This window comes from Dickeya undicola, from assembly GCF_000784735.1.
Classification (GTDB): domain Bacteria; phylum Pseudomonadota; class Gammaproteobacteria; order Enterobacterales; family Enterobacteriaceae; genus Dickeya; species Dickeya undicola.
In genome coordinates, this window is sequence record NZ_JSYG01000032.1 from 38,480 (window position 1) to 62,956 (window position 24,477).

Consider the following 24,477-nt stretch of genomic DNA (forward strand, 5'->3'; position numbering starts at 1 on the left):
GCAGTGATTTAAATAGTGCCGCAAACTTTCTCAGTCAGTTCCGGCGGGAACTGCATCGCCAGCATGATGTACTCGACCATGCTGCGCTTGCGACCGGTATTGGTATTGGTGATAACCCAGTAAGGCGTGTCGTCAATGTGCCGGGGTTTGGTCTGAGCGCCGTGCAGCAACAAAGTCTGCTCGTCGGCAGCGAAATAGACGCGGGTGCGGCCATGCAATGAGTCGGTCGCCGCTGCAAACGCTTCTGGCGACAGGCGATACAGGGTGGACAGTACCATCAGAAAACGATTGACCGCCTTGTTCTGCTCGGCATATTCGTCCGACAGCAACAACTCGCGCACGGTTCTTACCCGGTCACGAGACGGCTGCACCGTGGCTGGCTGGGCGATTGTCGACACCGCTGGCAACGGCGTTACCGCTGCTGCCGCTGGCTGCTGCGCGCTACTGAATTTCAGCATACGCCGTAAAATATCCGATGCACTCTCGCCGATATGCTGAGTGTGGCTGGCGATATAACGGTAAAGCTCGTCGTCGACCTCAATAGTTTTCATTTTTATCCAGTACTGTTTTATGTCTTTAATCAATCATCAGGAATTATACAGGCTATGCGCAACCCGCGAACAGCGACAGAGGCCAGTGACGCCAAATTCAGGATTATCCTGAATTTGTGCACGCATTCCTGTTATATGAATGCGGCTTTCTATCCCCTGCCCCAACGAGCGCCGCCTGACAGAGTTTACCCTGCGGCGAAGCGTCATGGTAAAGTCATGATACCCTAAGCCACTGTCTCTCTGAATGAACTTCACCATGAAATTGAATTATCGCTGGCAAAACGCACAACACCCGCAGGACCGGTTACCGGTTATTCTCATTCACGGTTTATTTGGCAACCTGGACAATCTTGGCGTACTCGCCCGTGACCTGCAAAAACACCACGATACGTTGCAGATTGATCTGCGTAATCATGGGTTGTCACCCCGCGCACCGGAGATGAACTACCCCGCAATGGCGCAGGATGTACGTGAATTGCTTGATGAGCTAGGACTGGAACGTGTCATCCTGATCGGTCACTCCATGGGGGGAAAGGTGTCAATGGCGCTCACCGGAGTGCTTGTCGGGCGTATCGAGCGCATTGTGGCGATTGATATCGCGCCGGTGGACTATCAGGTGCGTCGTCATGACAACGTATTCGCTGCCATTCACGCCGTTAACGATGCTGGTGTAACGCAACGTTCCAACGCGGCGGAAATCATGCGCGATTACCTGCCGGGCGAAGAAGGCGTCATCCAGTTTTTGTTGAAGTCTTTCCAGCAGGGAGAATGGCGCTTTAACGTCCCCGTCTTGTGGGACCAATACGAGCACCTCGTGGGCTGGCAGGACGTGCCTGCCTGGCCCGGTCCAATCCTGTTTATTCGTGGTAGCGAGTCACCTTATCTTGATGATCGCTATCGTGATACGCTGCTGCGCCAGTTCCCTGCGGCCAAGGCATACGTGGTGAGTGGTGCCAGCCACTGGGTGCACGCAGAAAAACCGGAAGCGGTGTTGCGCGCCATCCACCGTTTTCTGGACGCTGACTAACAACAAAGCAAGCGATGCGGGAACCACAACGACCAGACACATCCGCGCCAGCCTGCGTCAATCACGGTTTAATTGCGCGCTACGCCTCAGTAAACCGTTGTCGCCACCGCAACGGCTGGGGTATTATGGCGCGCTCAGTATTGAGGGGCGGCTGTCTGGCCACTTGCATCGTTAACCACATTTCATCAAAACGCAGCCTGAGTTGTCGCAAGCGACGGCTCACCCGGTACTCGACTCCCGGTGATCAAACGCAGCGTTTTGGCCGAATTTCTTGCAGCACCATTATTTATGGCAAAAGAACAAACGGATCGCACCACGCTGGATCTGTTCGCGAACGAGCGTCGTCCGGGGCGGCCCAAAACCAACCCGCTCTCCCGCGACGAGCAGTTACGAATCAATAAACGCAATCAGTTACGGCGTGACCGGGTGCGAGGTCTGCGTCGTGTTGAGCTGAAAATCAATAGCGAAGCGGTAGACATTTTGAATGCATTGGCTGAGCAGAAAAACATCAGCCGCAGTGAACTGATCGAACAAATACTGCTGGCGCAGTTGGCAGAACAAGAAGAGTGACCCTCACTGGCGTCGTCCATGACGCCGGTCGTCCTTATTACATCAGAACGTTTCCACGATTATCAGAATGTTTCCCAGTTATCGCTGCTCTTTTTACTGCTGCCAGTCGTAGCGGCTGGCAGGGCTTTAGCGGGAGCCGCCACGGCTTTCGGCGGTGCCTGGCGCTCGCGTCTCGGCGACAAACCACCCGACTGTTCTTCCGACAGCCGGAATACCGATACCGCTTCGGTCAACACCATCGCCTGCTCTTCCAGCGAACGCGTTGCCGCCGACGCTTCCTGCACCAGTGCAGCATTCTGCTGGGTCACGCCATCCATTTCCGTGATCGCTTGTCCGGCCTGGGCGATCCCCTTGCTCTGCTCATCCGATGCTGTGGCTATTTCCGACATGATATCGGTGACGTTGGTTACCGCAGTCACAATTTCGCTCATGGTGCTGCCCGCATCGGCCACCAACGCTGAACCGTTATCTACACAGCGTACCGACTCGGCAATCAGGTTTTCGATCTCTTTTGCTGCCTGCGCACTACGCTGCGCCAGGCTTCTCACCTCACCGGCCACCACGGCAAAGCCACGCCCTTGTTCACCAGCACGGGCGGCTTCCACCGCTGCGTTCAGCGCCAGAATGTTGGTCTGGAAAGCAATACCGTTGATTACGCTAGTAATCTCGGCGATTTTCTTCGAGCTGCCGGAGATTTCCGCCATGGTTTTCACCACATTATCAACCAACTCCCCCCCCTTACTGGCGGTGGTGGAAGCTTGACGGGCCAGCTGACTGGCGTGGCTGGCGTTTTCAGCGTTCTGTTTCACTGTTGATGTCAGTTGTTCCATACTGGCGGCGCTTTCTTCCAGCGCTGCCGCCTGTGACTCGGTACGCGCTGCCAGGTCATTGTTACCGGAAGCGATCTCCGACACGCCCTGATAAATAGAGTCAGCACTGGTGCGAATGGTGCTGACCGTATTCGCCAGGCTGCTCTGCATATCACGCAACAGCGGGAACAAACGCCCCACACAGTTGTTACCAAAATCCAGAATCGGTTTACCCAGGCGGCCATTGGCAATCACCAGGAAATGATCACGCAGGTCATTTAGTGGGCGTACCAGACAAGCCACCAGATAACGGTCGGTCAGGAACAACATCACCAGGCCCGCGATCAACCCGGCTAGCAGAATGTTCTGACCGATACCCGTGATACTCTCCAGTCGATTGCCCGTATCGACGAACATCGTCGACCCCGCTTTATTAAAGTTGGTGAAGGAGGCGTTAAACTGGCGGCTGAAGGACGGTACGATGTCTTTGGCAAACTTGTCATAGTCATCGAACTTTTTGTCCGCCGCACGCTGGAACATCGGCTCAACGCCTTGGGTAACCAAATTTCCCCAATCGCGGATTACCGCGTCAACCAGCTCCGGCGACATGCCAGCATGATCAATCTTCTTGAATGCTTCCAGGTTAGATTTCAGTAAATCCAGTGCGGCCTGTGATGATTTTTGCTGTTCGTCCGCTTTCTGATCATCACCGCTCTGACGATAGTCAACCGCACGTGCCAGTCGGGTCACCATACGAAAGTACTGATCGTTACCGGTATTAACCAAATTCATATTGTTAACCAGCAATGCACTGGTTTTAGACGTTTCGTTCATTGTGCGGAACGAATACATGGTGTAGACCGAGACAGCAATCCATAACGCACAGAAGATGCCAAGCACCCACAACATGGCGGTGCGAATGGCAATATTTTTTAGGAATTGCATAGTTGACTCCATAACTGGGCTATTGGTCGAAGAGGTAAGTCTTGGTTTGATTTATGCGATGAGAAAGTCTCTCGCTTTGTAAGAAACATTGCTGCACATTTACATTCAATGAAAGCACCATGCTCTGTCATCGTCAAAAATATAGGAATGTTTAGTGTTTTGTGTCGTTAAAAAGCTAATAAAAATTAGATAGTTAACAAATTACCCATATTTTCAGTTATCTGTACGAATATCGTATTTTAAAAAAATTAAAAAAACATTAAGGAAGTGACGCAAAAACAATCAACTCATCGCTTCCATGCCATTTCACGATATGGCAAAAAGATACACGTTTATCCATTAGACAGTGTCTGCTATCATTAGCGGATCTCGGGTGATACAAGCACCATACCCTTAAGAATCAAGAGGTTATTTTATCCATGGCTCTCATAGGCATTTTTTTTGGCAGTGACACCGGCAATACCGAAAACATTGCCAAGACGATCCAGCAGCAATTGGGCAACGACGTCGCCGAACTGCATGACATTGCCAAAAGCAGCAAAGAAGACCTTGAGCGTTTTGACATCCTGCTGCTGGGTATTCCAACCTGGTATTACGGCGAAGCGCAGTGTGACTGGGATGACTTCTTTCCGACGCTGGAAGAGATTGATTTTGATAGCAAACTGGTCGCTATCTTCGGTTGCGGTGATCAGGAAGACTATGCTGAATACTTCTGTGATGCCATGGGGACCATCCGCGATATTATCGAACCACGTGGTGCAGTCATCGTTGGTCATTGGCCAACCGAAGGCTATTACTTTGAAGCATCAAAAGGTCTGGCGGACGACACCCACTTTATCGGTTTGGCCATTGATGAAGATCGCCAGCCAGAACTGACCAGCGAGCGCGTCTCCACCTGGGTCAAGCAAATCAGTGAAGAAATGAACCTGAAAGCACTGCTGGCCTGATTCACCTGTGTGGCTCTGATACCGATGTATGCAGAGCCACATCCATTTAGATAGATAAAACCTATCACAATCAGTGATACATTTTTTTAACTTTTCACCCCAACAGGGTACAATGCCCACACGGTCAACTGGGTTGCAGGTAATGACCGGCTCCGATATACACTATGTCTATTGCAGGGAATGGCTCTGAATACAGAGAGTTAGCAAGAATCATATTGTAAAATTTCTATGGTTTTCATTTCGACGGCGCGGTTCTATAATTGAGACACAGTGACCTTTTTTAAGCCGACCGATGATACTAGGCTAATAGCCTCCCAGATAAAGCAAGTAACAGGACTAAATCCGCATGACTGACAACAATACCGCATTAAAGAAGGCTGGCCTGAAAGTCACACTTCCACGACTGAAAATTCTGGAAGTACTTCAGGATCCTCAATGCCACCACGTCAGCGCGGAAGACTTATATAAAAAGCTGATTGATATGGGGGAAGAGATTGGCCTGGCTACCGTTTATCGTGTGCTTAACCAATTCGACGATGCTGGCATCGTTACCCGCCATAACTTCGAAGGCGGTAAATCGGTTTTCGAACTCACGCAGCAGCACCACCATGACCATCTGATCTGTCTGGATTGCGGCAGAGTGATTGAATTCAGCGACGAGTCTATCGAAGCGCGTCAGCGTGAGATTTCCGAGAAACACGGCATCAAGCTGACCAACCACAGCCTGTATTTGTACGGTCATTGCAGTAGTGGTGATTGCCGTGAAGATGACAGCGCGCACAACGAGCGCTAATCACTCAGATAAGCTGAGAAAAAATAAAACCGCCGCGGCGGTTTTATTTTTGTCGTTTTCCTGGTAGCCGGGCGGCTGTTACCCCGCCCAACTGTCCCGCAAACCGACCGTCCGGTTAAACACCAGATTATCCGCGCTGGAATAAACGCGATCAGCGCAGAAATACCCTTCACGTTCGAACTGATAGGCTTTTTCAACTTCAGCCTGACCCAGACTGGCTTCAACAAAGCCCTGGGCGATAGTCAGCGAATCCGGGTTAATGGTGGAGAGAAAGTCCTCCGCCGCGCCAGGGTTAGCGACGCTGAACAGCCGATCATATAAGCGGAACTGCGCCGACAGTGCATGAGCCGCCGATACCCAGTGGATCACGCCTTTCACTTTACGACCGTCAGCCGGATCCTTGCTCAGGGTTTCCGTATCACAGCTGCAGTAAATCGTGGTGATCACGCCCTGTTCGTCTTTATCAATGTGCTCGGCCTTAATAACATAAGCGTTACGCAGGCGCACTTCTTTGCCCAGCACCAAACGTTTGTACTGCTTGTTGGCCTCTTCGCGGAAATCAGCGCGATCGATATACACCTCGCGGCTGAACGCCACCTGGCGCGAACCCATTTCCGGTTTATTGGGATGATTAGGCATAGTGAGCCACTCTTCATGCCCTTCCGGCAGGTTCTCAATCACGACCTTCACCGGGTCCAGCACCGCCATCGCCCGTGGCGCGTTCTCGTTCAGATCGTCGCGGATACAGGATTCCAACGCCGCCATCTCCACGGTGTTGTCCTGCTTGGTAATACCGATACGGCGGCAGAACTCACGAATAGATGCCGCAGTATACCCACGACGACGCAAGCCGGAGATCGTCGGCATACGCGGATCGTTCCAGCCTTCCACCACGTTCTCGTTCACCAACTGGTTCAGTTTACGCTTGGACATCACCGCGTATTCCAGATTCAAGCGGGAAAACTCATACTGCCGCGGGTGGGCAGGAATGGAGATATTATCCAACACCCAATCATACAGGCGGCGGTTGTCCTGGAATTCCAGCGTACACAGCGAATGGGTAATACCTTCCAGCGCATCGGAAATGCAGTGGGTGAAATCGTACATCGGGTAGATGCACCATTTTTTGCCGGTCTGATGGTGCTCGGCAAATTTGATACGGTACAGCACCGGATCACGCATAACGATGAACGGTGAGGCCATATCGATTTTGGCACGCAGGCACGCGGTGCCTTCGGCGAAACCGCCACTGCGCATTTTCTCAAACAGCGTCAGGTTTTCTTCAACGCTACGGTCGCGGTACGGGCTGTTCTTGCCCGGAGAGGTCAGGGTGCCACGGTATTCGCGGATCTGCTCCGGCGTCAACTCATCGACATACGCCAACCCTTTATTAATCAGTTCAATCGCGTAAAAGTGCAACTGATCAAAATAGTCAGAGGAGTAGCGAACGTTGCCGCTCCAGGAAAAACCCAGCCACTGAACGTCATGCTTGATGGACTCAACGTACTCGATATCTTCTTTTACCGGGTTGGTATCATCAAAACGCAAGTTACACTTGCCGCTGTAATCTTCGGCAATACCAAAGTTCAGGCAGATGGACTTGGCGTGACCAATGTGCAGGTAGCCGTTCGGTTCTGGCGGAAAACGCGTCTGGATATGATCGTGTTTGCCAGTAGCCAAATCTTCATCAATGATCTGGCGAATAAAGTTGGTTGGGCGGGCTTCAGCCTCACTCATGCTTGGTTCCTCAAATGCGAAAAAACAACCCATAACCACTAATGATCCAACAAGCCACGCCGGGAAACAACCGTTTGTTTCACGAAAGTTTAAGATAAAAAAACGGAGCATACGTCTCCGTATGCTCCGTTTCCCGGCATCTGACGGTAATGGGTCGATGTCGAATTATTCCTGCGACACTTCGCGTAATGCCGCCGCAATGTTTTCCGCCTGAGTCCCCACCACAATCTGCACGCTTTGCTTGTTGAGACGAATGACCCCGGCCGCCCCCAGGTTGCGTGCGGCAGGTTCATCCACCAGGCCGGAATCCTTCACGCTAAGGCGCAAACGGGTAATGCAAGCGTCGATGCCTGTCAGATTATCCTTGCCGCCGATAGCCTGCAGGTAGCCTCGTGCCACCGACTGGCTGTTGCCCGCAGGAGCAGCAGTTCCTTCGGATGAAGGTTGCCCCGCCGCAGCTTCACGCCCCGGCGTCATCAGGTTAAAACGGGTGATGGTGAAGCGGAACACCACGTAATAAATGACAAAGAATGCAGCACCTTGCAGCAGCAACATGTACCAGTTCGTCGCCAGCGGGTTGCGCGAAGACAGCACCATATCCACCAGACCGGCACTGAAACCAAAACCGGCAATCCAGTGCATACTGGCCGCGATGAATACCGAAATCCCGGTCAGTACAGCGTGCAACACATACAGCACCGGTGCCACAAACATGAAGGAGAACTCCAGCGGCTCGGTAATACCGGTGAAGAAAGCAGCAAATGCCGCTGCTACCATGATCCCTGCCACCCGGCTACGATTTTCCGGACGCGCACAGTGATAAATCGCCAGCGCCGCCCCCGGCAAACCAAACATCATGATCGGGAAGAAACCTGCCTGATAGCGCCCGGTAATACCGGGTACGGCTTTGCCTGCGTCAATCGCCTGCTGACCACTCAGGAAGTTAGGAATATCGTTAATGCCAGCCACATCAAACCAGAACACCGAGTTCAATGCATGGTGCAACCCCACCGGAATCAGCAGACGGTTGAAGAAGGCGTAGATACCCGCACCGACCGATCCCAGTTGCTGGATATGCTCCCCAAAGGAAACCAGCGCGTTGTAGATAACTGGCCAGACATACATCAGCACAAACGCCACCACGATCATCAGCATCGAAACCAGAATCGGCACTAATCGGCGACCACTGAAAAAGGACAGTGCCTTAGGTAATTCGACCTGGCTGTAACGGTTGTACAGCTCGGCGGAAATGACCCCAACCAGAATACCAATGAACTGGTTCTCAATCTTACCGAACGCCTTTGGCACTTCCGCCAGTGGGATGTGTTGAATCATCGACACTGCCGCAGGCGAACACAATGTCGTCAGCACCAGGTAACCGACAAATCCGGACAACGCCGCGGCACCGTCTTTATCTTTCGACATACCATAAGCAACGCCGACCGCAAACAACACCGCCATGTGCTCGATAATGGCGGAGCCAGACTTGATCAACAGCGCGGCCAGTGCGCTTTCACTGCCCCAACCGACCGGATCAATCCAGTACCCCACCCCCATCAGGATGGCAGCGGCGGGCAACGTGGCAACCGGCACCATCAGGGCACGGCCTACTTTTTGTAAATAACCGAGTGTACTCACCTTCCCCTCTCTTTCCCTTACGGGCAAAAATTGTCTGTCAGCCTTGTTATAGAATCACCCGTCAGCAATATAGGCCTGACAAGAGTGCCAAAATAATAATTCGTTTCGCAAATTAATAACGGTGATTATGTGATAATTATCACCAGAAAATCACATACAAAAAGTTTATGGCGCGACGCCGATGCAACTTATTTCAAGACTAAAAAAAACGCGTTACACTAGCCCCAGATGAACACCGAAACGTAGTGCGGGCATATTACCTGACGGCCATGCTATCTGACTGCGTTTACCCGATGAAGAATTGCTTTCACTAACCGATTTTCTGAGGAGAGCCCCATGAGACTGATTCCGCTAACGACCCCTGCCGAGGTTGGCAAATGGGCCGCCCGCTATATCGTCGAGCGCATCAATGCCTTCAAACCGACGGCCGATCGCCCATTCGTGCTCGGCCTGCCGACGGGCAGTTCGCCGCTGGAAGCTTATAAAGCCCTGATTGCACTGTATGAAGCCGGATTGGTCAGCTTTAAACACGTCATCACCTTCAATATGGATGAATACGTCGGGTTACCGGCGAACCATCCGGAAAGCTACCGTACCTTCATGTACCAGAATTTTTTCAATCACGTTGATATTCCGGAGGGAAACATTAACCTGTTGAACGGCAACGCGGAAGATATCGCCGCCGAGTGTCAGCGTTATGAAGAAAAAATCAAGTCTTACGGCAAGATTCACCTGTTCATGGGCGGCGTTGGCAACGATGGTCACATCGCGTTCAACGAACCGGCGTCTTCTCTGGTGTCCCGTACACGGATCAAGACGTTGACGGAAGAAACTCGCATCGCCAATTCCCGTTTCTTTGGCGGCGACGTCAATCAAGTGCCGAAATATGCCTTGACGGTGGGGGTAGGTACGCTGCTGGATGCAGAAGAAGTGATGATTCTGGTCAGCGGCCGCCACAAGGCACAGGCACTTCAGGCCGCCGTGGAAGGCAACGTTAACCACATGTGGACCATCAGTTGCCTGCAGTTGCACGCCAAAGCGTTAATGGTATGCGACGAACCTTCCACGATGGAATTGAAAGTGAAAACCGTGAAATATTTCCGCGAGCTGGAAGCTGAAAATATCAAAAATCTGTAATCGGTGAGCCAGGAGCTTAGAGATGTACGCTTTAACCAACAGCCGTATTTTTACCGGCCATCAGATCCTTGACGACTACGCAGTCGTTGTCGCCGATGGTTTGATCGAGGCAGTCTGCCACACACACGAACTGCCTGATAACCTGCCCCGACGTGACCTCGCCGGTGCGCTACTGGCCCCTGGCTTTATCGACCTGCAATTAAATGGCTGCGGCGGCGTCCAATTCAACGACGCGCTGGATAACATCACCGTCAAAACGCTAGACACCATGCAGCGGGCCAACGAAAAATCCGGCTGTACCAGCTTTCTGCCGACGCTCATCACCTCCGCTGACGAATTTATGCGTCACGGCATCGGTGTGATGCGTGCCTGGCTCGCCCAACATCGTCATCAGGCGCTGGGGCTGCATCTGGAAGGCCCCTGGCTCAATCCGCTAAAAAAAGGCACCCATGATGCCGCCTTTATTCGCCAGCCGGACGAGTCATTACTCAGTTATCTGTGCGATAACGCCGATGTGATCAGTAAAATTACGCTGGCACCAGAAATGGTATCAACAGCGGTTATTCGGCAACTGACCGCTGCGGGTATCGTGGTGTCCGCCGGTCACTCCAACGCCAGTTGGGAACAAGCCAAACAAGGCTTTGCGGCCGGTATTCGCTTCGCCACTCATCTGTTCAACGCCATGCCGCCCCTTGCCGGGCGAGAACCTGGCCTGGTTGGTGCCGTCTATGACGCGCCGGAAGTCTACTGCGGCATCATCGCCGACGGCCGCCATGTCAGTTGGGCCAACATTCGCAACAGCAAACGCATCAAGGGTGACAAACTGGTACTGGTCACCGACGCTACCGCACCGGCGGGCTCGGCTATCGACCGGTTCACATTTGCCGGTAAAACCATATACTACCGCGACGGCATTTGCGTGGACGAGCACGGCACCCTGAGCGGTTCAGCGCTTACCATGATAGAAGCCGTGCGCAATTGCGTAGAACATGCGGGTATCGCGCTGGACGAGGCGCTAAGAATGGCGACACTCTACCCGGCAAGAGCCATCGGAGAAGACCACCGACTGGGAAGTATTGAGACGGGCCACGTGGCTAATCTGACGGTATTGACCCGCGATTTTGACATCCTCAATACGTTTGTGAATGGTGAAGAAGTTTTTCATAAACAGTAAAACGTATTGCATCGACACGAGTAACGCGTCATGACCACAGGCGGACAACCCCAGATAGGGAACATTGATCTGGTCAAGCAACTTAACAGTGCGGTCGTGTACCGCCTGATCGATCAACAGGGCCCTATTTCCCGGATTCAGATTTCAGAGCAGAGCCAGCTTGCTCCCGCCAGTGTCACCAAAATTACCCGCCAGTTACTGGAACGCGGCCTGATCAAAGAAGTGGATCAGCAGGCGTCGACTGGCGGGCGTCGCGCCATTTCCATCATTTCCGAAACGCGTCCGTTCCATACCGTCGCGGTGCGGCTTGGCCGCCACGACGCCACCCTCGCCCTATACGATTTGCAGGGAAAACGGCTGGAAGAAGAACACTGTAACCTGCCGGAAACCACTCAGGACACGCTGGAAAGCGCGCTGTTCGCGGTTATCGATCAGTTCATTGCCCGTCACCAACGTCGTATCCGCGAGCTGATCGCCATTTCAGTGGTGCTACCGGGGTTGGTCGACCCTATCGCTGGTGTCGTGCGTTATATGCCGCACATCAGCGTAGACAACTGGCCGCTGGTGAATAACCTTCAACAGCACTTTAACGTGCACAGCTTTGTCGGCCACGATATTCGCAGCCTGGCGCTGGCCGAGCATTACTTCGGCGCGACACGTGACTGTCAGGACTCTTTGCTGGTGCGGGTTCACCGCGGCGTGGGGGCTGGCATTCTGGTCAACGGAAAAATCTTTCTCGGCAGCAACAGTAATGTCGGGGAAATCGGCCATATCCAGATTGGCCCACTGGGTGACCGCTGCCACTGCGGTAACTTCGGTTGTCTGGAAACGGTGGTGTCGAACGGCGCGCTGGAGCAGCGGGCACATCATCTGCTGGAACAGGGGTTTCCCAGCAAACTGACGCAGGATGACTGCCAAATCGCCGCTATCTGCAAAGCCGCTAACCGGGGTGACCTTCTGGCCCGTGAACTGATCGAGTCAGCCGGGCAGCATCTGGGCAAAGCCATTTCGATTGCGGTCAACCTGTTCAATCCGCAGCGAGTGGTCATCGCCGGTGAAATTACCGGCGCAGATAAAATTCTGCTGCCTGCCATTCAACGCTGTATCAATGCTCAGGTGTTGAAAGACTTTCGGCAAAACCTGCCGGTCGTCGTCTCCGAATTGCAGCACTTATCCGCTATTGGTGCTTTTGCGCTGGTAAAACGCGCGATGCTGAATGGTGTATTACTGCAACGTCTGCTTGAAAATCAGTAAGTTTAGTTTTCTGCTATAAGGCCGGATTATGAGATCGCTAAAAATCCGGCGCCATCTCTCCACCATTTTAAATAAAAACCAATAAATCAAACTAGAAATTACACATTCACCAGCACAATGGCTTTTTTCATTAAATGATATTGAACTGCCATCCCCTTTTGATGCTAAATCAGTGTTACCGATACGGCGGCAAGTCACCCTCAGGGGTGAGATACGGCAAGGAAAAGCGCCTGATTACCGCCATACACTTTGACTGTTTCACGTTGTGATGCGTGGATAAAGGGAGCCTCTTGTATGTGTTCTATTTTTGGTGTGCTTGATCTGAAAACCGATCCGGTTGAATTGCGCAAAAAAGCGCTGGAACTGTCCCGTCTGATGCGTCACCGTGGCCCGGACTGGTCTGGTGTTTACGCTAGCGACAAAGCCATTCTGGCGCATGAGCGTCTGTCTATCGTCGACGTCAACACCGGCGCGCAACCACTCTACAACCAGGCACACACCCACGTACTGGCCGTGAACGGCGAAATTTACAACCATCAGGCTCTGCGTCAGCAATATGGCGATCGCTATCAGTTCCAGACCGGTTCCGACTGCGAAGTGATTCTGGCGCTGTATCAGGAAAAAGGTCCAGAATTCCTGGACGAACTGCGCGGCATGTTCGCCTTTGCCCTGTATGACAGCGAAAAAGACGCCTATCTGATCGGCCGCGATCACCTGGGCATCATCCCGCTTTATATGGGTTATGACGAACACGGCAACTTCTACGTAGCCTCTGAGATGAAAGCGCTGGTGCCGGTATGCCGCACCATCAAAGAGTTCCCGGCAGGCAGCTACCTGTGGAGTCAGGACGGCGAGATTCGCGAATACTATCGTCGCGACTGGTTCGATTACGACAATGTTAAAGATAACGTGACCGACGCCAACGAACTGCGCGAAGCGCTGGAAGAATCGGTGAAAAGCCACCTGATGTCCGACGTGCCTTACGGCGTGCTGTTGTCCGGCGGGCTGGACTCTTCCATCATTTCCGCCGTCACCAAGAAGTTCGCCGCCCGTCGCGTGGAAGACGACGAGCGCAGCGAAGCCTGGTGGCCGCAGCTTCACTCGTTCGCGGTCGGCCTGGAAGGCGCACCTGACCTGAAAGCCGCGCGCGATGTTGCGGATCATCTGGGCACGGTGCACCACGAAATTCATTTCACGGTACAGGAAGGTCTGGACGCCATCCGCGACGTGATTTACCACATCGAAACCTATGACGTCACCACCATCCGCGCGTCAACGCCGATGTACCTGATGTCCCGTAAAATCAAGGCGATGGGTATCAAGATGGTACTGTCCGGCGAAGGTTCGGACGAAGTATTCGGCGGTTATCTCTACTTCCACAAAGCGCCGAACGCGAAAGAATTCCATGAAGAAACCGTGCGTAAATTGCTGGCGCTGCACCAGTATGACTGTGCCCGCGCTAACAAGGCGATGTCCGCCTGGGGCGTCGAAGCCCGCGTACCGTTCCTGGACAAGAAATTCCTGGACGTAGCGATGCGCATCAACCCGAAAGACAAAATGTGCGGCAACGGCAAGATGGAAAAACACATTCTGCGCGAGTGCTTCGAATCCTATCTGCCGCACAGCGTAGCCTGGCGTCAGAAAGAGCAGTTCTCTGACGGCGTGGGTTACAGCTGGATCGACTCGTTGAAAGAGGTTGCGGCCAAACAAATTTCTGACCAGCAACTGGAAACCGCGCACTTCCGTTTCCCGTACAACACGCCAACTACCAAAGAAGGCTACCTGTACCGCGAAATTTTTGAAGAACTGTTCCCAGTCCCGAGCGCAGCTGAATGTGTCCCTGGCGGCCCGTCTGTAGCTTGTTCATCCGCCAAGGCCATTGAGTGGGATGAATCTTTCAAAAAGATGGATGACCCGTCAGGTCGCGCCGTCGGCGTGCATCAATCCGCCTATCAGTAATCGGTTTTATTTTACTGTTTCAAACGGGCCTTTAGCGGCCCGTTTTTCTTATGGAATACAGTCAAAAGTCTGCTTTCTGACGCTTTTCTCACCAGACTGTTCATAACCCAAACAAACAGCGCGAATACGCCGTTTTTAGGGAAAAAATGTGTTGACGCCAAAAGGCCAACTCCGCATAATGCGCCCCGCAACGCCGATGAAGGTGACGCGGAAAAGATGGCTACGTAGCTCAGCTGGTTAGAGCACAGCACTCATAATGCTGGGGTCACAGGTTCGATTCCCGTCGTAGCCACCATTTTTTCCTGCGGGAGTGGCGAAATTGGTAGACGCACCAGATTTAGGTTCTGGCGCCGCAAGGTGTGCGAGTTCAAGTCTCGCCTCCCGCACCATTACCTTTGTCAGTGCAGAAAACCAAAGCGTCAGCCTAGGTATGCAACGGTTTTATTGGGGTATCGCCAAGCGGTAAGGCAGCGGGTTTTGATCCCGCCACTCCCAGGTTCGAATCCTGGTACCCCAGCCATAAATGAAGTGAGACACATCATGCGATGTGCACCCTGTTGGGGTATCGCCAAGCGGTAAGGCAGCGGATTCTGATTCCGCCATCCCGAGGTTCGAATCCTCGTACCCCAGCCATTTTCAGTCACAAAGCTTCAGGCTTTTGACAGTGCAGTATTTGGCTACGTAGCTCAGCTGGTTAGAGCACAGCACTCATAATGCTGGGGTCACAGGTTCGATTCCCGTCGTAGCCACCACATTAAATTGGGGTATCGCCAAGCGGTAAGGCAGCGGATTCTGATTCCGCCATCCCGAGGTTCGAATCCTCGTACCCCAGCCATATAGAAAAGCCCGTGCAAGCGGGCTTTTTCTTTTTTACGCTTTTATCGTTTTATTGTTTATCGCTCATCGACTTTTCGTCTGCATCACGATAACCGGCACCGGCTTAACGCCAGTACCGGCCCGTTCATTAATGCGCCACCGAATTGGAAAACAGGTTAATCACCGCCACACCGGCAATAATTAGCGCCATTCCCAATACCGCAGGCCAGTCCAACCGCTGATCATAAAAAATCCAGCTTATTGCCGCGATCAGCACAATACCTGCGCCCGACCAGATGGCGTAAATGATACCGGTTGGCAATACCCGCATAGAAACAGTCAGACAGTAAAAAGCAATGGCGTAGAACACCACCGTTACCACACTCGGCACCAGCCGGGTAAAACTCTCCGACAGTTTCAGCGCCGTTGTCGCCACCACTTCTGACACAATCGCCAGACAAAGAAATAAATAGGTCATCAGGTTCACTACTCAGAATTAAGGAATTCGCCGCATGTCGTCAGGATAACGCGTTATATTGGTCGTCTCTTGGCAGAGATCACGGCATTCAATGTAACGACGCTACATGAAGACGGCATGACGGCGAAAAAATCATAAAAACAGCCTAACAGTTACGCTATTTACAACCCTAATGCGTAACGCAACGCCTGCTGTTTCACTTTTCCAGCGCGCTGTGCTGCCATCAATGCCAGATTACGGGCAAACTCAAGCGGCGGTAGCCGATTACTGAACACGCCGTAAAACAGGTCCATCCCGCTTTGCATCAACAGATTGTCCGGTTTGCGCTGTCGCTGATAGCGCTGCAACACCGACTCATCGAACCAAACAGCGCCTTCATCACGCGCCCGAATCACCACATCGAGCAGCGTGGAAACGTCCCGATACCCCAGGTTCACGCCCTGCCCCGCCAGCGGGTTGATGGTATGCGCCGCATCACCAATTAGAGCCAGCCCCGGCAGCACATACTGCTGCGCATGACGACGCACCAGCGGAAACGCGCCGACGGCGACCGCATTGACTTCACCCAGCCGTGCGGGAAACGTCTCGGCGATAGCCTTGTTCAATTGAGGAAGTGGCATTGCCTGTAACTGGCGGATACGCTGCGGGCTGTCATACCACACTAGCGAGCACCAGCCGTCAAACAACGGCAGAAACGCACGTGGCCCAGACGGTGTAAATCGCTGCCAGGTCACATCCTGCTGCGAGCCAGCCATTTCAGCGCTGATCAACATGCAGGACTGGCGATATTGCCACCCCGTGATACCAATGCCCGCCCAGTGGCGGATTTTCGAATTGGCACCATCAGCGCCAATCACCAGAGACGCAGACAGGCTATCGTCTTGTTCGCTCGTCAGCACCCATTGCCGCTCTTCACGGTGCATATGCTGTAATCGCCACGGGCACAATAATGTCACACCCGGTGTTTTCTCCAGCACCTGCCACTGCGCCAATTGCAGAATACGGTTCTCGACCATAAACCCCAGTTCGGATAACCCGAGGTCAGCCGCATCAAACACCACATGCGCATTGTCCCATTCCCAGGTTTCGAGCCGCCGGTAAGGTGCGCTGCGCATCTGCCCCACGCCCTGCCAGACACCGAGTTGCTCCAGTAACCGGACCGATGCCTGACCAATCGCCGATACCCGCACATCCGGCGCACTCCCTATCACAAACGGCGACGGCGTTTCCTGCTCCAGCACCGCCACCTGAAAACCGTTTTGCGCCAGTCCCAACGCGGCGGCGGCACCCACCATGCCTCCACCGACAATCACCGCATCATAGTGCATAGCTGCCCCACTGTTTCTACTGCACCGATAAAAGAAGACACCGGTGCCAGAAAGACAAAAGATAGCGATAGTTTACTGGATTTCGGCAACGTTTTTCAGAAAAGCGACGTGCCGCTCACTCTGGTCACAACGACGGCAAAAGATTACAATACGCGCCCGCATGTATGCGCCCCGTTGAAGGTAAGCGTGTTTACCCGCACTGAGTAATGGCTAGTCGATGACGATGACAAAGAAACTGCATATCAAAACCTGGGGCTGTCAGATGAACGAATACGATTCATCGAAGATAGCCGACCTCCTGGAAAGTACGCACGGTTACCAGCTGACCGACGTCGCGGAAGAAGCCGACATTCTGCTGCTGAATACCTGTTCGATCCGTGAAAAGGCGCAGGAAAAAGTGTTTCATCAGCTCGGCCGTTGGAAAACGCTCAAAGACGTCAACCCGAATCTGATTATCGGCGTAGGCGGCTGCGTAGCTTCGCAGGAAGGTGAACACATTCGTGACCGTGCGCATTACGTAGACGTGATTTTCGGGCCACAGACCCTGCATCGTCTGCCGGAAATGATTAACCATGTGCAGGGCACCCGCAGCCCCATCGTGGACATCAGCTTCCCGGAAGTAGAAAAATTTGACCGGCTGCCGGAACCTCGCGCCGAAGGGCCGACCGCCTTCGTCTCCATCATGGAAGGCTGCAATAAATACTGCACCTTCTGTGTGGTGCCTTATACCCGTGGCGAAGAAGTCAGCCGCCCGGTTGACGACGTTCTGTTTGAAATCGCCCAATTAGCGGCTCAGGGCGTGCGTGAAGTCAACCTGCTGGGCCAGAACGTGAATGCTTACCGTGGCACAACGCACGATGACAACATCTGCAGTTTTGCCGAACTGCTACGTCTGGTGGCAACCATTGACGGTATCGACCGCATCCGCTTTATTACCAGCCACCCGATCGAGTTCACCGACGATATCATCAGCGTGTACGAAGATACGCCGGAGTTGGTAAGCTTCCTGCACCTGCCGGTTCAGAGCGGCTCCGACCGCGTACTGACCATGATGAAGCGCCGCCACACCGCGCTGGAATACAAAGCTATCATCCGCAAACTGCGCAAAGCCCGCCCGGATATCCAGATCAGTTCCGACTTTATCGTCGGTTTCCCGGGTGAAACGCAGGAAGATTTCGAGCAGACCATGAAACTGATCGCCGATGTCGATTTCGACATAAGCTTCAGCTTTATCTACTCACCTCGCCCTGGCACCCCGGCCGCCGACATGGTGGACGACGTAACTGAAGACGAGAAAAAGCAGCGGCTGTACATTCTGCAGGAACGCATCAACCAGCAAGCGATGCAATACAGCCGCCGGATGATGGGCACAGTACAACGCATTCTGGTAGAAGGCACCTCACGCAAGAGCGTGATGGAATTGTCAGGCCGTACTGAAAACAACCGCGTAGTGAACTTTGAAGGCGCGCCCGACATGATCGGCAAATTCGTCGACGTGGAAATTGTCGATGTTTACCCGAACTCGTTGCGTGGCGTGGTTGTCCGTACTGAAGATCAAATGGAGTTGCGTGTTAGCGAATCGCCGACGTCGGTTATCGCACGTACCCGTAAAGAGAACGAGCTTGGCGTTGGCCTCTATCAACCGTAATACAGAGTTCGGATGATTGTTCTCAGGCGGGCCGTCAAGCGGCCCGCTTTTTCTTTACGGCAACATCCAGACTAGATTCATCTCCCCCGCTGCCTTTATACCGAATGTGACTTGCACCCTACGGGGTTCACGATAAATAATCAGGGTAATCTCTGCGCCACATCCGGGCAGACATCACTGCCTGTGGCACAGCGTCATTGCTCATTCTGCTTAAACCCAAGAGGAATAGTTTGAACGTAACGATAAAAGAAATTGCCCTCGAACCCGCGGACAACAAACGCCTGCTCAGTCTGTGCGGCCCGTTTGACGACAACATCAAACAGCTGGAACGCCGTCTCGGCATAGAGATCAATCATCGCGACAACAACTTCAAGCTGGTAGGGAAAGACCTCTGCATCGACGCCGCTGCCGATATCCTGCGTCATCTTTATGTGGATACCGCGCCGGTACGCGGCGTCATCCCGGATATAGAGCCGGAACAAATTCATCTGGCGATTAAAGAATCCAGGGTACTGGAGCAAACCGCCGACAGCGTGCCGGAATACGGCAAAGCGGTGAATATCCGCACCAAGCGCGGGGTTATAAAACCACGGACCCCGAATCAGGCGCAGTACATCGCCCATATTCTCGATCATGACATCACCTTCGGTATCGGCCCTGCTGGCACCGGGAAAACCTATCTGGCGGTGGCGGCGGCGGTAGATGCGTTGGAACGTCAGGACATTCGCCGTATTCTGCTGACGCGTCCGGCGGTGGAAGCCGGTGAAAAGCTGGGCTTCCTGCCGGGCGACCTGAGCCAGAAAGTCGACCCATACCTGCGCCCACTTTATGACGCGCTATTTGAAATGCTGGGTTTCGAGCGGGTGGAAAAACTTATCGAGCGCAACGTGATTGAAGTCGCGCCGTTGGCCTACATGCGCGGCCGCACACTGAACGATGCCTTCATCATTCTGGATGAAAGCCAGAACACCACCATTGAACAGATGAAGATGTTCCTGACTCGTATCGGGTTTAACTCGAAAGCGGTCATCACCGGCGACGTCACCCAGATAGACCTGCCGCGCAATCAAAAATCCGGTTTGCGTCACGCCATTGAAGTGCTGTCGGAAGTCGAAGAAATCAGTTTTAACTTCTTCCACAGCGAAGACGTGGTGCGCCACCCAGTGGTCGCTCGCATCGTCAATGCCTATGAAGCGTGGGAAACCGCCGATCAAAAACGCCGGGACGAACTGGCGGAACAGCGTAAGCGCGAAGCACAGGCTGGCGCGCAGGAGCAGAAATGAGTCAGGTTATTCTTGATTTGCAAATCGCCAGTGAAAATACCAACGGGCTGCCGTCGGAAGCCAACTTTCAGCGCTGGCTGGAAGCGGTGTTGCCGCAATTTCAGGAGGTGGCGGAAGTCACCATCCGGGTGGTAGATGAAGAGGAAAGCCATCACCTGAATCTGACCTATCGTGGCAAAGACAAACCGACCAACGTGCTGTCGTTCCCGTTCGAAGCGCCGCCGGAAGTGGAGCTACCGCTGCTGGGCGACCTCATCATCTGTCGGCAGGTGGTCGAGCAGGAGGCGGTTGAACAAGGGAAAAGTGCGGATGAACATTGGGCGCACATGGTTGTCCATGGCAGCCTGCATCTGTTAGGTTATGATCATATCGAAGACAGTGAAGCCGAAGAAATGGAGGCACTGGAAACGGAAATCATGCAAAGTATGGGTTATGCCGACCCGTATCTGGCAGAAAAAGAAGATTTTACTGACAAGCCTTAAATCCGATATTTTAAGGATCAGACGCCAGCGGCGATATGCCACCGACGATATTCACCGCTGGTCATCATTTCTTAACAAGAGTGATATTAACTGACGCCATGAGCGACGACCATTCTCCCAACAGCGATACCCCCAGTCCCAAAAAGGGATTTTTCTCTCTTTTTCTCAATCAAATTTTCCACGGCGAATCCAAAGATCACGATGATCTGCTGGCTTTAATCCGTGATTCGGAACAGATTGATCCGGAAATCCGCGACATGCTGGAAGGGGTGATGGATATCGCCGAACAGCGGGTACGCGACATCATGATCCCGCGTTCGCAGATGATTACCCTCAAGCATAACCAGACGCTGGAAGAGTGCCTGGACGTGATCATCGAATCGGCTCACTCGCGCTTCCCGGTGATCAGCGAAGACAAGGACCACATCGAAGGCATCCTGATGGCTAAGGATTTGCTGCCGTTCATGCGCAGCAACTCCGAACCATTCAGCATGGATAAAGTGCTACGGCCTGCCGTCGTGGTGCCGGAAAGCAAGCGTGTAGACCGAATGCTCAACGAATTCCGTTCCCTGCGCTACCACATGGCGATCGTCATCGATGAATTTGGTGGCGTCTCTGGGTTGGTAACGATTGAAGACATTCTGGAATTGATCGTCGGCGAAATCGAAGACGAATACGATGACGAAGAAGACCGCGATATCCGCCAGTTAAATCGGCAGACCTACACGGTGCGCGCACTTACGCCGATCGAGGACTTCAACGAAACCTTCTCAACCCGGTTCAGCGACGAAGAAGTAGACACCATCGGCGGCCTGGTCATGCAGGCTTTTGGTCACTTACCTGCACGCGGGGAAACCATCGACATCGACGGTTACCTGTTCAAAGTTGCCATGGCTGACAGTCGCCGTATTATTCAGGTTCATGTCAGAATTCCTGACGACGTTCCGCAACCGCAACTGGAAGACTAATTCATTCATGGCAGTCGCTTTATTATTGCAACGCCAGCAGGTTCGCCTCCTGCTGGCGCTTTTATTCGGTGCCTGCGGCACACTGGCGTTCTCCCCTTATGATTTCTGGCCAGCAGCCATTATTTCATTGATGGGGCTACAAGGTTTAACGCTAAACCGCCGGGCTCGTCAGGCGGCAGCGATCGGTTTCAGCTGGGGCTTCGGCCTGTTCGGCATCGGCATTCACTGGGTCTACTACAGTATCGCCGACTTTGGCGGTATGCCCGGCCCGGTCAATGTCGGCCTGGTGGTGCTGCTGGCGCTCTACCTGTCACTCTATCCGATGCTGTTCGCTGGGGTGCTTGCACGCTTGTGGCCACAGACAAACGTATGGCGTGTGGCGCTGGCCGCACCGGTGCTGTGGCAAGTCACCGAGTTGCTGCGCGGTTGGGTGCTGACCGGCTTTCCCTGGCTGCAGTTCGGCTACAGTCAGCTTAATGGCCCGTTGAAAGGTATTGCGCCGATCGCCGGGGTCGATACTCTTACCTTCCTGTTGATGATAGTCAGCGGGTTGCTGGTTCTGGGGCTAACGCTGCGGCGCTGGCAGCCAGCGCTGGTAGCCGCTGCATTGTTGGTGCTGCCGTGGCCGTTGCGCTCGCTTGAATGGTACAAATTGCAGCCGGAACGTGCGGTCAACGTGGCAATGGTACAAGGCAATATTCCTCAGGCGTTGAAATGGGACCCGAACGAGCTGCTCAGCACACTGAAAGTCTATTTCGATAACACGCTGCCTGTGATGGGTAAAGCGCCACTGGTGATTTGGCCGGAATCCGCCATTCCTGATGTCGAAACCCGCCAACAGGACTACCTGACGCAACTGGATGCGATTCTGCGCGAGCACCACAGCAGCCTAATCACCGGCATTATCGATGCACGACGGGAAAACAACCGCACTGATTTCTATAACAGTATCATCGTGCTGGGCGATCAACAGCCCTATCGTTACCCAACCACTAATCGCTACAACAAACATCATTTGGTGCCGTTTGGCGAGTTCGTGCCACTGGAAACACTGCTGCGCCCACTGGCACCGTTCTTCGACCTCCCGATGTCTGCATTCAGCCGCGGCGGCTACCTGCAGCCACAGTTGGTGGTTAACGGTTACCGCCTCACCGCCGCCATCTGTTATGAGATCATTTTGGGGCAGCAAGTGCGTGACAATTTCCACGCCGACACTGATATGCTGCTGACCATTTCTAATGATGCCTGGTTCGGCAACTCCATTGGTCCCTGGCAACACTTCCAGATGGCCCGGATGCGAGCGCTGGAATTGGGCCGCCCACTGCTGCGTGCCACCAACAACGGCGTAACGGCCGTTATCACGCCAGATGGCGGCATCAGCGCCAGTCTCCCGCAGTTCACCCGCGGTGTACTGGAAACCCGCGTCACACCGGCAACCGGCATCACGCCTTACGCCCGCTTCGGTTCCTGGCCGTTGTGGCTGTTGGAAGCCTTGCTGGGCTTCGCGGCGCTGGTTTATCGCTTCCGCTCCCGCTGATTTCTTTCCCCTTCTCAACGACAAGACATGCCTGGACATGTCTTGTTTCATTTCTGGCATACAACTTGCTAACCATTGATATGAAACGTTTAACGTTGCACGTTTGTAGCCATCCCCAGCCCTGAGGCAGCACAACATTAGGGCACGAACTGCACCAAACTAGTGCCATAAGTTTTTATTGCAGTAATTTGGTGCGGGATGTCTCGCAAAAAACAAACATTCTCGTTTCAATATATTTACAATCCGCTATTTTTAAACATGACAGCGTTTTATTCGCTCTTTAGCGGTGCACGACGTGACATAGCCTGAATCCCAGAGGCTACATCACTAATAACTAGCATCGATCACAACAGCAAAGGAGTTAGAACATGCAATTGCGCAAACTGGCACTGTCATTACTGCTGATTTCAGCAACCGGAAGTTTGGCCCATGCAGAAGAGCTAACTGGCACCCTTAAAAAAGTCAAAGACAATGGTGTTATTGTTATCGGCCATCGCGAATCGTCAGTGCCATTCTCCTACTACGACAACCAGCAAAAAGTGGTAGGTTACTCTCAGGCATACTCCGACAAAATTATTGAAGCGGTCCGGAAAAAGCTTGATGCGCCGAACCTGCAGGTAAAATTAATTCCCATCACCTCACAGAACCGTATTCCGCTGTTACAAAACGGAACCTATGACCTGGAGTGTGGCTCAACCACCAACAACCTGGAACGTCAGCAACAAGTCGCATTTTCCGACACCATTTTTATCATCGGTACACGTCTGCTGACCAAGAAAGACTCTGGCATCAAAGATTTCAGCGATCTGGCAGGTAAAGCCGTCGTTGTGACATCCGGCACCACGTCTGAAGTGTTGCTGAACAAGATGAACGAAGAGAAAAAACTGAATATGCGCATCATCAGCGCCAAGGATCACGGTGACTCCTTCCGCACACTGGAAAGTGGCCGTGCGGTAGCCTTCATGATGGATGACGCTTTGCTGGCTGGTGAACGCGCCAAAGCTAAAAACCCGGATGAATGGGTAATCACCGGCACTCCGCAATCTCGCGAGGCCTACGGCTGCATGTTGCGTAAAGATGACCCTCAATTCAAACAACTGGTTGATGCAACCATAAGCCAGGTGCAGACCTCCGGCGAAGCCGAAAAATGGTTCGATACCTGGTTCAAACAACCGATTCCGCCGAAAAACCTGAATATGAGTTTTGCACTGTCCGATGACATGAAAGCCTTGTTCAAGGCACCGAACGATAAGGCGCTGTAACCGTATTAATAATGACAATAAAGGGCAGTCATTCTGCCTTTCGATTGCTGACTCGTGGCAAGACAGACAGGCGCAGGGTGGCCGTTCCCCACCCTGCGAATCCACAAGCCACTCATCAATCTTCGGGGTAGCGA

General features: G+C 53.1%; 20 protein-coding genes and 6 tRNA genes. 20 read left to right on the forward strand and 6 right to left on the reverse strand.

The features are described from left to right. Window positions 1–8: 8 nt before the first annotated feature. Window positions 9–551 (reverse strand): replication initiation negative regulator SeqA, encoded by a 543-nt coding sequence (gene seqA / locus OB87_RS14180; RefSeq protein ID WP_033570079.1) that lies wholly within the window; start codon window positions 549–551, stop codon window positions 9–11. A 256-nt stretch (window positions 552–807) separates the two neighbouring features. On the opposite strand from seqA, the gene ybfF reads away from it, so the two are divergent. Next, window positions 808–1,578 carry an esterase gene (gene ybfF, locus OB87_RS14185; protein ID WP_033570080.1) on the forward strand — a complete coding sequence of 257 codons (771 nt, stop codon included), beginning with the start codon at window positions 808–810 and terminating at the stop codon, window positions 1,576–1,578. Between the two features lie 288 nt (window positions 1,579–1,866). Then, window positions 1,867–2,148, forward strand: coding sequence for a LexA regulated protein (gene ybfE / locus OB87_RS14190; RefSeq protein ID WP_033570272.1), 282 nt, complete (start codon window positions 1,867–1,869; stop codon window positions 2,146–2,148). A 62-nt stretch (window positions 2,149–2,210) separates the two neighbouring features. Here the strand turns inward: ybfE and OB87_RS14195 are convergent, their stop codons facing one another. Continuing rightward, the gene (locus OB87_RS14195) at window positions 2,211–3,902 is read right to left on the reverse strand and encodes a methyl-accepting chemotaxis protein (protein WP_033570081.1); all 1,692 of its coding nucleotides are present in this window, start codon (window positions 3,900–3,902) and stop codon (window positions 2,211–2,213) included. A gap of 419 nt (window positions 3,903–4,321) precedes the next feature. Here OB87_RS14195 and fldA point away from each other — a divergent pair, with 419 nt between their 5' ends. Further along, window positions 4,322–4,849, forward strand: a complete 528-nt coding sequence (gene fldA / locus OB87_RS14200; RefSeq protein WP_033570082.1) for a flavodoxin FldA — start codon at window positions 4,322–4,324, stop codon at window positions 4,847–4,849. 346 nt (window positions 4,850–5,195) lie between these two features. Next, on the forward strand, window positions 5,196–5,642 hold the full coding sequence (gene fur, locus OB87_RS14205) for a ferric iron uptake transcriptional regulator (RefSeq protein WP_033570083.1): 447 nt from the start codon (window positions 5,196–5,198) through the stop codon (window positions 5,640–5,642). A gap of 78 nt (window positions 5,643–5,720) precedes the next feature. Here the strand turns inward: fur and glnS are convergent, their stop codons facing one another. After that, entirely contained in the window at window positions 5,721–7,379 is a 1,659-nt protein-coding gene (gene glnS / locus OB87_RS14210) for a glutamine--tRNA ligase (RefSeq protein ID WP_033570084.1), read from the reverse strand. 165 nt (window positions 7,380–7,544) lie between these two features. After that, complete coding sequence (gene nagE, locus OB87_RS14215) at window positions 7,545–9,017, reverse strand: N-acetylglucosamine-specific PTS transporter subunit IIBC (protein WP_033570085.1); 1,473 nt, start codon at window positions 9,015–9,017, stop codon at window positions 7,545–7,547. Between the two features lie 336 nt (window positions 9,018–9,353). On the opposite strand from nagE, the gene nagB reads away from it, so the two are divergent. The 10 genes from nagB to OB87_RS14265 all read left to right on the forward strand — a co-directional run bounded on the left by nagB (window position 9,354) and on the right by OB87_RS14265 (window position 15,376). After that, the gene (gene nagB / locus OB87_RS14220; RefSeq protein ID WP_033570086.1) at window positions 9,354–10,154 is read left to right on the forward strand and encodes a glucosamine-6-phosphate deaminase; all 801 of its coding nucleotides are present in this window, start codon (window positions 9,354–9,356) and stop codon (window positions 10,152–10,154) included. Window positions 10,155–10,176: 22 nt separating this feature from the next. Beyond that, the gene (gene nagA / locus OB87_RS14225; protein WP_033570087.1) at window positions 10,177–11,328 is read left to right on the forward strand and encodes an N-acetylglucosamine-6-phosphate deacetylase; all 1,152 of its coding nucleotides are present in this window, start codon (window positions 10,177–10,179) and stop codon (window positions 11,326–11,328) included. Between the two features lie 30 nt (window positions 11,329–11,358). Beyond that, window positions 11,359–12,582: a DNA-binding transcriptional regulator NagC gene (gene nagC / locus OB87_RS14230; protein ID WP_033570088.1), complete on the forward strand. Its 1,224-nt coding sequence runs from the start codon at window positions 11,359–11,361 to the stop codon at window positions 12,580–12,582. Window positions 12,583–12,876: 294 nt separating this feature from the next. Beyond that, window positions 12,877–14,541 (forward strand): asparagine synthase B, encoded by a 1,665-nt coding sequence (asnB, locus tag OB87_RS14235; RefSeq protein ID WP_033570089.1) that lies wholly within the window; start codon window positions 12,877–12,879, stop codon window positions 14,539–14,541. Window positions 14,542–14,759: 218 nt separating this feature from the next. Next, window positions 14,760–14,836, forward strand: a tRNA-Met gene (locus OB87_RS14240). Window positions 14,837–14,845: 9 nt separating this feature from the next. Next, window positions 14,846–14,930: transfer RNA gene (locus OB87_RS14245), tRNA-Leu, on the forward strand. A gap of 56 nt (window positions 14,931–14,986) precedes the next feature. Next, a tRNA-Gln gene (locus OB87_RS14250) sits at window positions 14,987–15,061 on the forward strand. 38 nt (window positions 15,062–15,099) lie between these two features. After that, window positions 15,100–15,174 (forward strand) — tRNA-Gln (locus OB87_RS14255). 42 nt (window positions 15,175–15,216) lie between these two features. Continuing rightward, window positions 15,217–15,293: transfer RNA gene (locus tag OB87_RS14260), tRNA-Met, on the forward strand. Between the two features lie 8 nt (window positions 15,294–15,301). After that, window positions 15,302–15,376 (forward strand) — tRNA-Gln (locus OB87_RS14265). A gap of 129 nt (window positions 15,377–15,505) precedes the next feature. Here OB87_RS14265 and OB87_RS14270 read toward each other — a convergent pair. Further along, window positions 15,506–15,835 (reverse strand): DMT family transporter, encoded by a 330-nt coding sequence (locus OB87_RS14270; RefSeq protein ID WP_033570090.1) that lies wholly within the window; start codon window positions 15,833–15,835, stop codon window positions 15,506–15,508. 161 nt (window positions 15,836–15,996) lie between these two features. Then, a complete protein-coding gene (gene ubiF, locus OB87_RS14275) occupies window positions 15,997–17,163 on the reverse strand; it encodes a 3-demethoxyubiquinol 3-hydroxylase (protein ID WP_033570091.1) in 1,167 nt (388 codons plus the stop codon). A 223-nt stretch (window positions 17,164–17,386) separates the two neighbouring features. Between ubiF and miaB the strand changes: the two genes are divergently transcribed. The 6 genes from miaB to OB87_RS14305 all read left to right on the forward strand — a co-directional run bounded on the left by miaB (window position 17,387) and on the right by OB87_RS14305 (window position 24,343). Continuing rightward, the gene (gene miaB, locus OB87_RS14280; protein ID WP_033570273.1) at window positions 17,387–18,811 is read left to right on the forward strand and encodes a tRNA (N6-isopentenyl adenosine(37)-C2)-methylthiotransferase MiaB; all 1,425 of its coding nucleotides are present in this window, start codon (window positions 17,387–17,389) and stop codon (window positions 18,809–18,811) included. A 230-nt stretch (window positions 18,812–19,041) separates the two neighbouring features. Then, a complete protein-coding gene (locus tag OB87_RS14285) occupies window positions 19,042–20,094 on the forward strand; it encodes a PhoH family protein (RefSeq protein WP_033570092.1) in 1,053 nt (350 codons plus the stop codon). After that, window positions 20,091–20,576: an rRNA maturation RNase YbeY gene (gene ybeY, locus OB87_RS14290; RefSeq protein ID WP_033570093.1), complete on the forward strand. Its 486-nt coding sequence runs from the start codon at window positions 20,091–20,093 to the stop codon at window positions 20,574–20,576. Before OB87_RS14285 ends, ybeY begins: the two co-directional genes overlap by 4 nt. 98 nt (window positions 20,577–20,674) lie before the next feature. Next, the gene (gene corC / locus OB87_RS14295; RefSeq protein ID WP_033570094.1) at window positions 20,675–21,544 is read left to right on the forward strand and encodes a CNNM family magnesium/cobalt transport protein CorC; all 870 of its coding nucleotides are present in this window, start codon (window positions 20,675–20,677) and stop codon (window positions 21,542–21,544) included. A gap of 7 nt (window positions 21,545–21,551) precedes the next feature. Beyond that, entirely contained in the window at window positions 21,552–23,081 is a 1,530-nt protein-coding gene (gene lnt, locus OB87_RS14300; protein WP_033570095.1) for an apolipoprotein N-acyltransferase, read from the forward strand. Window positions 23,082–23,449: 368 nt separating this feature from the next. Continuing rightward, complete coding sequence (locus OB87_RS14305; protein ID WP_033570096.1) at window positions 23,450–24,343, forward strand: glutamate/aspartate ABC transporter substrate-binding protein; 894 nt, start codon at window positions 23,450–23,452, stop codon at window positions 24,341–24,343. The last annotated feature ends 134 nt before the right edge of the window (window positions 24,344–24,477 follow it).

What these genes read in the sequence shown, in the direction of transcription:
- seqA (WP_033570079.1), bottom strand. Translation starts at nt 551, where the DNA reads ATGAAAACTATTGAGGTCGACGACGAGCTTTACCGTTATATCGCCAGC.
- ybfF (WP_033570080.1), top strand. Translation starts at nt 808, where the DNA reads ATGAAATTGAATTATCGCTGGCAAAACGCACAACACCCGCAGGACCGG.
- ybfE (WP_033570272.1), top strand. Translation starts at nt 1,867, where the DNA reads ATGGCAAAAGAACAAACGGATCGCACCACGCTGGATCTGTTCGCGAAC.
- OB87_RS14195 (WP_033570081.1), bottom strand. Translation starts at nt 3,902, where the DNA reads ATGCAATTCCTAAAAAATATTGCCATTCGCACCGCCATGTTGTGGGTG.
- fldA (WP_033570082.1), top strand. Translation starts at nt 4,322, where the DNA reads ATGGCTCTCATAGGCATTTTTTTTGGCAGTGACACCGGCAATACCGAA.
- fur (WP_033570083.1), top strand. Translation starts at nt 5,196, where the DNA reads ATGACTGACAACAATACCGCATTAAAGAAGGCTGGCCTGAAAGTCACA.
- glnS (WP_033570084.1), bottom strand. Translation starts at nt 7,379, where the DNA reads ATGAGTGAGGCTGAAGCCCGCCCAACCAACTTTATTCGCCAGATCATT.
- nagB (WP_033570086.1), top strand. Translation starts at nt 9,354, where the DNA reads ATGAGACTGATTCCGCTAACGACCCCTGCCGAGGTTGGCAAATGGGCC.
- nagA (WP_033570087.1), top strand. Translation starts at nt 10,177, where the DNA reads ATGTACGCTTTAACCAACAGCCGTATTTTTACCGGCCATCAGATCCTT.
- nagC (WP_033570088.1), top strand. Translation starts at nt 11,359, where the DNA reads ATGACCACAGGCGGACAACCCCAGATAGGGAACATTGATCTGGTCAAG.
- asnB (WP_033570089.1), top strand. Translation starts at nt 12,877, where the DNA reads ATGTGTTCTATTTTTGGTGTGCTTGATCTGAAAACCGATCCGGTTGAA.
- OB87_RS14270 (WP_033570090.1), bottom strand. Translation starts at nt 15,835, where the DNA reads ATGACCTATTTATTTCTTTGTCTGGCGATTGTGTCAGAAGTGGTGGCG.
- ubiF (WP_033570091.1), bottom strand. Translation starts at nt 17,163, where the DNA reads ATGCACTATGATGCGGTGATTGTCGGTGGAGGCATGGTGGGTGCCGCC.
- miaB (WP_033570273.1), top strand. Translation starts at nt 17,387, where the DNA reads ATGACAAAGAAACTGCATATCAAAACCTGGGGCTGTCAGATGAACGAA.
- ybeY (WP_033570093.1), top strand. Translation starts at nt 20,091, where the DNA reads ATGAGTCAGGTTATTCTTGATTTGCAAATCGCCAGTGAAAATACCAAC.
- corC (WP_033570094.1), top strand. Translation starts at nt 20,675, where the DNA reads ATGAGCGACGACCATTCTCCCAACAGCGATACCCCCAGTCCCAAAAAG.
- lnt (WP_033570095.1), top strand. Translation starts at nt 21,552, where the DNA reads ATGGCAGTCGCTTTATTATTGCAACGCCAGCAGGTTCGCCTCCTGCTG.
- OB87_RS14305 (WP_033570096.1), top strand. Translation starts at nt 23,450, where the DNA reads ATGCAATTGCGCAAACTGGCACTGTCATTACTGCTGATTTCAGCAACC.